This is a genomic window from Amycolatopsis sp. NPDC031561, assembly GCF_055580625.1.
Map to the genome: position 1 here is coordinate 57,488 of NZ_JBVILA010000006.1, position 12,493 is coordinate 69,980.

The 12,493-nt window shown below is 73.9% G+C and carries 1 protein-coding gene and 1 pseudogene; both read right to left on the reverse strand.

Going from position 1 to position 12,493, the window contains the following annotated elements; genetic code table 11:
• Window positions 1–17 precede the first annotated feature (17 nt).
• Window positions 18–5,789 (reverse strand): annotated as a pseudogene (locus ACZ5IK_RS16140) (SDR family NAD(P)-dependent oxidoreductase); the annotation flags it as partial.
• A gap of 70 nt (window positions 5,790–5,859) precedes the next feature.
• Window positions 5,860–12,423, reverse strand: a complete 6,564-nt coding sequence (locus ACZ5IK_RS16145; RefSeq protein WP_465488372.1) for a type I polyketide synthase — start codon at window positions 12,421–12,423, stop codon at window positions 5,860–5,862.
• Window positions 12,424–12,493 lie beyond the last annotated feature (70 nt).

Below are 12,493 nucleotides of genomic sequence, written 5' to 3' on the forward strand. Positions count from 1 at the left end.
TGGCACGGTGGATCCCCTCAGGTGGTCGTCCGGTCGGATTGCTCGTCGCCCGCGGGCGAGAGGGTGTCGCGCAGCCATGCCCCGATCAGCGCCGCGGTGTCCGCCGCGTGCTCCTCGAGGATGGTGAAGTGGTTGCCGGGGGCGGTGGCGAGCGTGTGCGGGAACGGCCAGACCGGCGCCCAGTCCGACGGCCAGCCCTCCAGCGGCTTGGCGGCGCGGACGAACAGCACCGGGATCGGCAGTTCGGCCGGGGCCCAGTCGAAGTCCTGGTAGTGCAGCATCGCGGTGATCCAGCCGTCGTCGCCGGGGACCGCGAGGTCCGGGTTGTCCATCCGGGCCTGTGCTTCCTCGCCGAGCCCCGGCAGCAGCCGGACCAGCCGCTGATGCTCGCTGGGCACGTAGCTGTCGAGCACCACCACCCCGGCGGGCGGGGTGCCCAGTTCGTGCAGGCGGCGCGCGATCTGGTGCGCGACCAGTCCGCCCGCGGACAGTCCGGTCAGCACGAACGGCCGGTCGCCGAGTTCGGCGCCCAGGGCCTCCGCGTGGAGGTCTACCAGCACTTCCCGGGTCCGGGGCAGTGCCTCGGCGCGACGGTACCCCGGGTGCCGCACCGCCCAGACGTCCCGCTCGCCCTTGAAGGACCTGGCCAGCCGCGCGAACTGCACCGGGTCGGACATGCCGACGATGCCGGGGACGCAGACCAGCGCGGTGCGCGCGTCGCCGCCGGCGAGCCGGACCGGGACGGACCGCTCGGCCCAATCGGCGACGGAGTCGGCGAAGGTGCGGGTCGCCTGCCATTCCGAGTCGCGGGCGATCAGCACCGATTCACGCATCCGCGCGCCTTCCTCGTCGATCGCCTCCTCCGCGCCGGTGGCCAGCAGTTCGGCCAGGTGCCGGGCCAGCACCACGGGGCTGGGGTGGTCGAAGGTCACCGTCGCGCGCAGCCGCAGCCGCAGCGCCCCGGCGAGCTGGTTGCGGATCCGGACCGCGGCCAGCGAGTCGACGCCGATCTCCAGGAACCCGGCGGTGGGGCGCAGTTCCGCGGCGTCCTCGTGCCCGAGCGCGCCCGCGACGGTGGTGAGGACGAAGTCGAGCAGCGCTTGTTCCCGTTCCTGGCCGGCGAGGCCGTCCAGCCATTGCCGCAGGTCGCCGTCCTCGGTGTCCGGCCGTTCGGCCAGTTCCCGCAGCAGGGGCCGATCCCCGGCGCCCTCCGGGTCGAACCGGGCAGGCACCAGCACGGGATCGCGCAGCGACACCGCGACGTCGAACAGCGCGAGCGCTTCCTCGGTGGCCAGTTCGTCGGGGCCGACGGCGAGGTGCCGGGTCAGATCGCTGCGCTCGGCCCATCGCCCCCACGCCAGCGAAAGCGCGGGCAGGCCGAGTACGTGCCGCCGACGGGCGAGCCCGTCGAGGACCGCGTTCGCGGCGGCGTAGTTCGACTGGCCGCCACTGCCCGCGACGGCCGCGGCCGAGGAGAACAGCACGAACGCCTTGAGCGGCTTGTCTTTCGTGAGTTCGTGCAGGTGCAGCGCGGCCTCCGCCTTCGGCCGCAGCACTGCGTCCAGCTGCTCCGGGGTCTGGGCCGCCACGACGCCGTCGGCGAGCGCGCCCGCCGCGTGCACGACGATGGTCGGCCGGTGTTCGGCGAGCACGCGGGACAGCTGGGCCGGGTCGGTGACGTCGCAGGACTCCACGACGGCCGTCGCGCCGAGCCCGGCGAGTTCGGCGACCAGTTCCGGGGCGGAGCCGCGGCGGCTGAGCAACACCAGCCGCCGCACGCCGTGGGCGGTCGCCAGGTGGCGGGCGAGGAGTCCGCCGAGGGTGCCGGTGCCGCCGGTGATCAGCACGACGTCGTCCGCGCCGGCGAACCGCGTGGGCGTCGGGGCGAACGCCCGCACCAGGCGGCGTGCCAGCAGCACTCCCCCGCGCAGGGCGAGTTCGGGTTCGCCGGTGCCGAGCGCGGCAGCCACGGTCAGGGGCGTGACCTCGTCGGCGTCGAGCAGGACGAACCGGCCGGGTTCCTCGGTCTGGGCGGAGCGCACCAGGCCGCTCACCCCCGCGCCTGCCAGGTCGCGCAGCTCGTCGCCGCCCCTGGCCGCGACCGCGCCCGTCGTGCGGAACACCAGCTTCGACGCGGCGAACGCCGGATGGGCGAGCCACCACTGCACCAGCGCCAGCGCTCGGTGCGCGGAATCCCGCACCGAGCCCTCGGAAGCGTTGACGAGCACCGCGTTCGGCACCGGTTCTCCCGCCACGACAGCGGCGGCCAGCGCGTTCAGGTCCGCGTACGCGGGGAACTGTGCGGTGTCCGTGCCGACAGCCACGACAGTGCCCGCGGCGCTGCCGGTGGCGGGAACCTCGACCCATTTCTCCCGGAACAGCGCGTCCCTGGGCACGCCGTCGCGGGTCGCGGCAGGCCGCAGTGCCAGGGAGGCCACCGACAGCACCGGAGTGCCGTGGTCGTCGGCGACGTCCAGCCGCACCGAGCCGCCCAGCTCGCCGCGCAGGCGAACTCGCAACGCCGCCGGGCGCGCGGAATGCGCGGTCACGTCTGTCCAGCTGAACGGCAACATCGGGCCGTCGACGGCGGGGACGCCGGCCGCGAAGCCGAGGGCGTGCAAGGCGGAGTCGAGCAGCGCCGGGTGCACGGTGAAACCCTTGGTGTCGACCGGGCAGCTGATCTCGGCGAAGACCTCGTCACCGCGTCGCCACACCTCGCGCAAGCCCTGGAAGGCCGGACCGTAACGCAGTCCTCGCTCGATCAGGCCGGCGTAGTGCCCGTCGTGCGCGACCGATTCCGCACCTTCCGGCGGCCACGCGCCGAGCGGCTCGGGTTCCGCCTGCTGCGGGCTGAGAATCCCTTCGCCGTGCCGGACCCACGCCGAGCCGTCAACCCTCGCGTGCAGCTCCAGGCCACGTTGCCCGTCCGCATCCGGGGCTCCGACCCGCAGCTGGACCGCCACCGTCGCGTCGTTCGGCAGGATCAGCGGACGTTCCAGGGTGAGTTCCTTGACCGTCGCGCATCGGGCGGCGGCAGCGGCCTGCAAGGCGAGTTCGAGCCATGCGGTGCCGGGCAGCACCACCGCGTCCAGCACGCGGTGATCGGCCAGCCACGGCGTCTCCGCCGTCGACAGCCGGCCCGCGAGCACGAGTTCGCCGGTGCCCGCCAGCTCGACCGGCGGGTCGAGCACCGGATGCGTGCTGCGGCGGACTTCCTTCTGCGCCAACCAGAACCGCTTGCGTTCGAACGGGTAGGTCGGCAGCGCGGCGAACCCGGGACCGCCCGGCTCGCCCAGTTCCGTCCACTTCGGACTCAACCCGCGGACGTAGACCTCGGCCAGCGCGCCGAAGAACGCTCCCCGGCCGCTTTCCTCGCGGCGCAGGGTGCCGGTGACGACGGCGTCTTCCCCGACCGTCGCGGCCATTGCGGGCACGAGCACCGGATGCGGGCCGACCTCGACGAAGAAGGCGAACTCCGGCGCCGGCAGGCCCGCCAGCGTCTCGGCGAACCGCACCGGCCGGCGCAGGTTCCGGTACCAGTACCCGGCGTCGAGTTCGGTGCCGGTCAGCACGGAAGCGGTCACCGTGGAGTGGAACGGGATCTTCGCGGCCCGGGGCGTGACCGGGGCCAGTTGGGCGAGCAGCCGTTCGCGGACCAGCTCCACCGCCGGAGAGTGCGAGGCGTAGTCGACCTCCAGGCGGCGGGCCTTGATCCCGGACTCGGCCATCTCGGTCACCAACGCGTCGAGCGCTTCGGGAGCCCCGGCGACGACCACCGCGTCCGGTCCGTTGATCGCGGCGAGCACCAGCCGCTCGTCCAGGCGGGGCCGCAGCAGCTCGGCGGACAGTTCGACCGAGACCATGCCGCCGAGGCCGGACAGCGCGGTCAACGCCTTCGCGCGGCGGCAGACCACGAGCGCGGCGTCTTCCAGGCTCAGCACTCCCGCGACGTGCGCGGCGGCGACCTCTCCCTGGCTGTGGCCGATCACCGCGTCCGGTTCGATATTCGAAGCCCGCCAGACGGCGGCGAGCGACACCATCACCGCGAACAACGCGGGCTGCACGACATCGACGCGCTCCAACGACGGCGCGTCCGGGTCCTGCCGCAGGACGGCGAGGAGGTCCCAGTCGGTGTGCGGGGCCAGCGCGCGGGCGCACCGTTCGAGGTGCTCGCGGAACAGCGGGGAGCTGTCGAGCAGGTCCGCGGCCATGCCCGCCCACTGGCCGCCCTGTCCGGGGAAGACGAACACGACCTTGCCGGTCAGATCGGCGGTCCCGCGCACCAGGCCGGGGGTGACCGAGTCGTAGGCCAGCACGTCCAGCGCCATCCGCGGGTCTTCGTCCAGCACGACAGCGCGGTGTTCGAAGGTGCTGCGCGAAGCGATCAACGCGTGTGCCAGCGCCACCGGATCGCGTCCGTCCACATGGGACAGCAGCTGTCCGGCTTTGGCCAGCAAGGCGGATTCGGTGCGCGCGGACAGCACCCAGGGCAGCTGGTCCTTCCCGGCCGGTGCCGCGGCGGGGCGCTCCGGTGCCTCTTCGACGACCGCGTGCGCGTTGGTGCCGCTGATGCCGAACGCGGACACGCCGGCCCGGCGCGGCCGCCCTTCCTCGGCAGGCCACGGGCGGTTCTCGGTGAGCACCTCGACCGCGCCGGTCCAGCTCACTTGGGACGAACGGGTGTCCGCGTGCAGGGTGCGGGGCAGGGTGCGGTGCTGCAGGGCGAGCACCATTTTCAGCAGTCCGGCGACCCCGGCGGCGGCCTGGCTGTGCCCGAGGTTGGACTTGACCGAGCCGAGGGCGAGCGGCGCGGCCCGGTCCCCGTCGAAGACCGCTTGCAGGGCGGCGACCTCGATGGGGTCGCCGAGCCGGGTGCCGGTGCCGTGCGCCTCGACCGCGTCGATGTCCTCGGGGCGCAGCCCGGCGTCGGCGAGGGCAGCGTGGATGACGCGTTGCTGGGCCAGTCCGTTGGGCGCGGTCAGGCCGTTGGAGGCACCGTCGGAGTTGATCGCGGTGCCGCGGACCACGGCCAGCACGGGACGGTCCTGTTCGAGGGCGTCGGACAGGCGTTCCAGCACGACGACGCCGGCGCCTTCGCCCCAGCCGACGCCGTCCGCGCCGTCGCCGAAGGCCTTGCAGCGCCCGTCAGCGGCGAGCGCGCCCTGCCGTTCGAACGCGCGGTAGATGCCGGGGGTGGACATCACCAGCGCGCCGCCGACCAGCGCGAGGTCGCATTCTCCCCCGCGCAGCGCGCGCACCGCCAGGTGCAGGGCGACCAGCGAGGACGAGCACGCGGTGTCGACCGAGACCGACGGCCCTTCCAGCCCGAGCAGGTAGGCGACCCGCCCGGACACCACGGCGGCCGAGGTGCCCGTCGCCAGATGGTCGGCGTGCTCGTCCAGGCGAGGCAGCAACAGCTGCCGGTAGTCCTGCTCGCTGGTGCCGGTGAACACGCCGGTGCGGGAGCCGCGCAGGCCGGCCGGGTCGATGCCGGCCCGTTCCAGCGCCTCCCAGGAGACCTCCAGCAGCAACCGCTGCTGCGGGTCCATCGACTCGGCTTCGCGCGGGCCGATGCCGAAGAACGCGGCGTCGAACCATGCGGGGTCGGAGAGGAAGCCGCCCGCGCCGGAGAGGTCGGCGGGCCAGCTGCGGTCGGCGGGGAACGCCGTCACCGCGTCCTTGCCGTCTTCGAGCAGCCGCCACAGCGCGTCGGGGTCGGTCACCCCGCCGGGGAACCGGCAGCCGGCCCCGACGATCGCGATCGGCTCCCGCGCCCGCGCCCGCGTCGCGCGCAGCCGCTCCCTGGTGTCCCGCAGCGCGGTGGTCACCCGGTCCAGCGTGGCCAGCAACTCGCCGTTGTCAGTCATCGATGAGATCCTCCAGCGCCAGCAAGACTTCCCGTTCGGCCCGGCCGAGCACGTCCGCCTCGGACACTTCGGAACCTTCTTCGACCGCCGCGGTCGGTTCTTCGGACGCTGTCGGCGTTTCGGCCGGGGCGTCCGCGAGTTCGGCTTCCAGGTACCCGGCCAGCGCGACCGGGGTCGGATGGTCGAACAGGGCGCCGGCGGGCACGCGCAGCCCGGTCCGCGCGCCGAGTTGATTGCGCAGTTCGACCACGCCGAGCGAGCTGAGCCCCTGCTCGTGGAAGGGCCGGTTCGGCTGGACCTGCGCGGCCGAGGCGTGCCCGAGGATCGACGCGGCGCGCTCGCAGACCAGGTCGCGCAGTTCGCGGCGGCGCTGCGCCGTCGACAGGCCCGTCAGCCGCAGCGTGGCCGGTTCGGCCGCCGGTGCGGCGGCCTGGCTCTGGCGGGCTTCCGGCAGCTCTCGGAACAGCGGGCTGGGCCGGGTGCCGGCGAACGCCTGGAGGAACCGGTCCCAGTCGACGTCGACGAGCACGAGACCGGACTCGTCGCGGGCGACCGCTTTCGCCATCGCGGCGAGGGCGACGTCGGGATCGAGCACGGTCATGCCGTTGCGGCGCAACCGATCCCCGACCACCGTCGCGTCCGCGCCGTCCACCGCCATGCCGCCGTCGCCCCATGGCCCCCAGGCCAGCGAGGTCGCGGGCAGCCCGTCCGCACGCCGCTGGTCCGCGAGCGCGTCGAGGTAGGTGTTGGCCGCCGCGTAGTTGGCCTGTCCGGCGTTGCCGACGGCTCCGGTCGCGGAGGAGAACAGCACGAACGCTTCCAGTCCGCTGGTGAGTTCGTGGAGGTGGCGGGCGCCGTCGGCCTTGCCGCGCAGCACCCGCGAGAGGCGCTGCGGGTCCAGCGCGCCGATGACGCCGTCGTCCAGCACCCCGGCCGCGTGCGCGACGGCGGTCAGCGGCCGGTCGGCGGGGATCGCGGCCAGCAGGTTCGCCACCGCCTGCCGATCGGCGACGTCGCAGGCGACCGCCTCGACCTCCGCGCCGAGCGCGGTCAGTTCGGCGACGAACCCGGGGTCGTCGGCGTGGCGTCCGGTCAGCAGCAGCCGCTCGACGCCTTCGGCGGCCAGCCACCGGGCGAGCCGGCGGCCCAGCGCGCCGAACGCGCCGGTGACCAGGGTGGTGCCGCGGCGCGGCCAGCCGCCGGCCCCGTTCGCCGCCGGGGCGCGCAGCAGACGCCGCGCGAACACCCCGGACGCGCGGACCGCGATCTGGTTCTCGTCCCCGGCCAGCACCCCGGCCAGCCGTTCGGCCGCCGCCCGGTCCACCGTCTGCGGCAGGTCGGCCAGCCCGCCCCACCAGCGCGGATGTTCCAGTGCCGCGACCCGGCCGAGCCCCCAGGTCATCGCCTGACCGGGCGCGTCGAGGCGGTCGCCGGGGCCGGTCGAGACAGCGGACTGGGTCGCGCACCACAGCGGGACTTCGAGATCGAGGTCCGCCGCGGCCTGGACGAGGGCGGTGGTCAGGGCGAGCCCGACAGGGACGCCGGGAGCGTCCGGGTGCGGCCGTTCGTCCAGCGCCAGCAAGGACACGAAGCCGTCGATCGGCCCGCATTCGCGCAGGAGCGCGGCGATCTCGGTGCGGGAGGCACCGGGCTCGACGGCACGCACGGTGCCGCCGAGTGCGGCGGCCAGCGGCTCGGGGACAGCGTGCCCGGCGGGGTGCAGCAGTGCCCAATTTCGTTTAGTGGCGTCGCGGTCGGCGACCGGCTGCCAGCTGATCCGGTACCGCAGCCGGTCCGCCTCCGCGTCCTGGTCGCGGCCGCTTCGCCAGCGCGCCAGCACGGGCAGCAGCTCGGTGACGTCGAGGTCGGTGCCGAGGAGCTTGCCGAACCGCTCCGGGTCACCGCCGGCGACGGCGTCCCAGAACTCCGTGTCCTCGCTGCTTTTCGCGGCGGGTGCGGTTTCGGGGGGCAGCCAGAACCGGCTGCGTTGGAAGGCGTAGGCCGGGAGGGGCACCGGGCGCGCTCCGCTTCCGGCGTACCAGGCGGCCCAGTCCGGTCCGTGCCCTCGCACGTGCAGGGCGGCGATCGCGGCGCGCACGTCGTCGTCCCGGACCACAGGGAGCACGGCCGTGTCCTCGACGTCGTCCAGGCAGTCCGCGGCCAGCTCGGTCAGGGTCGCGCCGGGGCCGATCTCCAGGAACGTGGTGGCGCCCTCTTCGGCGAGCGTCCGCACGCCGTCGAGGAACCGGACGGCCTCGCGGGCGTGCGCCACCCAGTAGTCCGGTGTGGACAGTTCCGCGTCGGTGGCGATCCGACCGGTCAAGCCCGAGACCACGGGCACACGTGACGGCTGGAAGTCCAGTTCTGCCACCACCGCGCGGAACTCGGCCAGCATCGGCGTCATCAGCTCGGAGTGGAAGGCGTGCGAGGCACGCAGGCGTTTGATCCGGCGGCCCTGCTCGCGGAACCGTTCCGCCACCGTCACGACGGCCTCGGCGACGCCGGAGAGCAGCACCGAACGCGGACCGTTGACCGCGGCCACCGAAACTCCCGGCGGCAGCTCGCCGAGTTCGTCCGGGGCGGCGGCCACCGCCCACATGGCGCCCCCTTCGGGCAACGCCTGCATGAGCGAGCCGCGCGCGGCGACCATCCGGCACGCGTCCGGCAGCGACAGCATCCCGGCGACGTGCACCGCGGCCAGCTCGCCGATCGAATGCCCGAGCAGCAGATCCGGGCGAATGCCCCAGTGCTCCAGCAGCCGGAACGCCGCGACCTCGAACGCGAACACCGCGGGCTGCGTGAATTCGGTGCGGTCCAGGCGGTCCTGGTCCTCACCGAACATGACTTCGCGCAGCGGCAAGGGAAACTCGGCGCACACCTCGTCGAAGGCGCGAGCGAACACCGGGTACCGCTCGGCCAGCACGCGGCCCATTCCGAGGCGCTGGCTGCCCTGTCCGGTGAACAGGCAAGCCAATCCGCCGTCCACGGTTTCGCCGGTGGTGAGCGCGGGGTCGGCCCTGCCGGCCGAAAGCGCAGCCAGCGCGCGGGTCAACTGTGGACGGTCGCCGGTGAGGACGGCGCGGTGCGCGAGTGCGGCCCTCGTCGTGGCGAGCGAGAACCCGAGGTCGCGGGCGTCGGCCTGTGCGGCGGAGTGCGCGAGCAGGCGGGCGGCCTGTGCGCGCAGGGCGTCCCGCGAGCCGGCCGACAAAGTCCACAGTGGAGCGGGGGAAGCCTCGTCGGGCGCTGGGGGTTCGTCTTCTGCCGGAGGTTGTTCCAGTACCACGTGGGCGTTGGTGCCGCCGATGCCGAACGACGAGACGCCCGCCCGCCGGACGCGGTCGCCGTCCGGCCATTCGGTCTCCTCGGTGACCAGGCGGAGGCCCCCGGTCCAGTCCACATGGGAGCTGGGCCGGTCGACGTTGAGCGTGGCGGGGATGGTGCCGTGCCGCATCGCCAGCACCATCTTGAGCACTCCGGCGGCCCCGGCGGCGGCCTGGGTGTGGCCGAGGTTCGACTTAAGCGAGCCGAGGAGCAGCGGCCGGTCCGCCGGACGGTCCGCGCCGTAGACCGCGGCGAGCGCCCCGGCCTCGATCGGGTCGCCGAGCTTGGTGCCGGTGCCGTGTGTCTCCACGACGTCGACCCCGCCGGGCGTGAGCCCGGCGTCGGCGAGCGCGGTGGCGAGAAGTTGTTGCTGGGCGGCGCCGTTGGGGGCGGTGAGGCCGTTGCTGGCGCCGTCGGAGTTGACCGCGGACCCGGCGACCAGCGCGAGGACGGGGTGGCCGTGGCGGCGGGCGTCGGAGAGCCGCTCCAGCACGAACATTCCGCCGCCCTCGCCCCACGCGGTGCCGTCGGCGCCCTCGGCGAACGGCTTCACCCGCGCGTCCGGCGCCAGCCCGCCTTGCCGGCTGAACTCGACGAACACCGTCGGTGAGGACATCACCGCCACGCCGCCCGCCAGCGCGAGCGAACACTCGCCGCGGCGCAACGCGGACGCCGCCAGGTGCACGGCGACGAGCGACGACGAACATGCGGTGTCGATGGCGAGGTTGGGTCCCTGCAAGCCGAGGGCGAACGAGATCCGCCCGGACGCGACGCTGCAGACCGTCCCGATCGCGAGGTTCTCGTGGGTGCCGAGGCCACCGGCGCCGTAGTCGTCGTGCGCCAAACCGGCGTAGACGCCGGTGTCGGAGCCCCGCAACGTGGTCGCGTCGATCCCGGCCTGCTCGAACGCTTCCCAGGCCAGTTCCAGCAGCAACCGCTGCTGCGGATCCATCTCCAGCGCCTCGTGTCCGCCGATGCCGAAGAAGGCGTTGTCGAACTCGGCGGCGTCGTGCAGGAACGCGCCCTCGCGCACGTAACTGGTGCCCGGACGGACCCGGTCCGGGTCGTAGAGGGTCTCGACGTCCCATCCGCGGTCCTCGGGCATCGGCCCGATCACCGAGCGGCCGTCCGCGACGACCCGCCACAGGTCGTCGGGATTCTGCACGCCGCCCGCGAACCGGCAGCTCATGCCCACGATGGCGATCGGCTCGTCCGACGCCGGGCGCGGGGCCACCACGGTCTGGGGTCCGGCGCCGTCCAGGTGCGCGGCGAGCCGCTCCGGGGTCGGGTGGTCGAACAGCGCGGTCGTGGCGATCGGGAGGCCGGTCCGGCGGCGCAGCACCCGGACGAGTTCCACCGCCGCCACGGAGTCGAGGCCCAGTTCCAGGAAGGTCCGGTCCGCCCGGTAGTCCGCGCCGGTCAACGCCTCGGTCTCGGCCCGGATGACCCGGGCCAGATCCCTTGCCGGGGAGCGGGTTTCGACCGGTTCGGCGGTCTCGGCGGGCAGGTGCACCCGGTGGCCCGCGACGATGCTCGGCCACGCGAGCGGCACGCCGTGCCCGTGCAGTCCGGCCGCCGCGCCGAGCACCGCGTGGAGTTCGGATCGGGCGCTGCGCAACGCCGACGTCACGAAGACGTCGCCGCGCGCGGCCTCGGGGAGCGTTTCCTCGACGAGCGCGGCGAGGACGCCGTTGGCGCTCATGTCGAGATAGGTGTCGACCCCGGCGGCGGCCAAGCCCCTTACGCAGTCGAGGAAATGGCCGGTGCCGCGGACTTGCGCGCCCCAGTACTCGGGACGGCACACCACGTCGGAGCCGGTGCCGAGCCCGGGATGCACCGGGATGATCGGGATGCGCGGCGGCCGGGCGGGCAAGCCGCGGATGAACTCTTCGAAGTCGGCCGCCATCGGCGCCATGTGCGGGGAGTGGAAGGCGCGGTCGACCGCGAGCTGCTTGACCTTGCGGCCGCGGCGTGCCCAGTCCTCGGCGATCCGCAGCACGACGTCGCGGTCGCCGGAGAGCACCACCGACCGCGGCGCGTTGACCGCCGAGATCTCGGCCTTGCCGGTCAGGCCGGCCAGTGATTCGCGGGCTTCGGCCTCGGTGACGCGCATCGCCACCATCGCGCCGCCGACCGTCGTTTTCGTGCGGAACAACCGGATCCGCTCGGCGAGCACCGCGCACACGTCCGGGAGGGTGAACACCCCGGCGGCGGTGGCCGCGGCCAACTCGCCCACGGAATGGCCGGCCACGAAGTCCGGGCGTACGCCCCAGTGCTCGAACTGACGGAACAGCGCGACTTGCAGGGCGAACAGGGCGTCTTGGCTGGAGAGGGCTTCGTCGGCGGGGTCGACACCGGTTCCGCCTTCGCCGAGGAGGAGTTCGCGGACCGACCAGGTCGAGACGGCGTCCAGGTGCGCGCAGACTTCGTCCAGTGCTTCCGCGAACACCGGAAGCCGTGAGTACAGCTCTCGTCCCATGCCTGGGCGTTGGCCGCCCTCGCCGGGGAACATCAGCGCGACCTTGCGCCCGTTCCCCGCTCGGACCGGAGCTGCCGTTCCGTCCGCCAGTTCCGCCAGCCCGGCGGTCGCCTCCTCGCGGTCGGCGGCGACCACGGCCGCGCGGCAGGCCAGGTGCGGCCGGGCGACCGCCAGAGTGTGCGCGACGTCCCGCAGTGGTGGGGGCTCGGCTTTTTCCAGGTGTGCCAGCAAAGTGCCGGCTTTGCCGCGCAGTTCCTCCGGGCTTTCGGCCGACAGGAGGATCGGCACCGCCGTCTTGTTCTCAGGGGTCGCGGGACGGTCTGGCGGCGGCAGCGCCGAGGCCGGGCTGAGGCCTTGCACGAGTTCGGACAAATCCTCGTCGACAGCGTCGGGGGTGAGCAGGCAGTGGACCGGATCGTCGTCGGCGACGGCGCGGTCGGCGCCTTTCAGTACTGTGTAGACGGTGCGGTCCGGCGAGGTCCATCCGGCGAGCGCGAGAGTGGACGCTCCGGAGCGGAGGCTGTCCGCGGCCAGGCGGATCGCCGAGTCTTCCGCTGTCTCCGCCGGACCGGTCAGGCCGAGTTCGGCGCCGACCGGCGGGTGCCCGGCGGCGAAGACCCCGACCACGTCCGCCAGCCCGGGGACGATCGCCGAGTTCTCCAGTGCCCGGCGCGCGATCTCCGCCGCCGGCTCCGGTCCGGACGCGAGCCCGACGACCGCCAGGGACGCGGAAGCAGTGCCGCTGTCGAAGGCCATGGAACCAGCCGTCTCCGTTTCGAGTGTCGGTGACTCAGGCGGCCGCCGGGGCGGACACGATACGGTCAGC

What these genes read in the sequence shown, in the direction of transcription:
- ACZ5IK_RS16145 (WP_465488372.1), bottom strand. Translation starts at nt 12,423, where the DNA reads ATGGCCTTCGACAGCGGCACTGCTTCCGCGTCCCTGGCGGTCGTCGGG.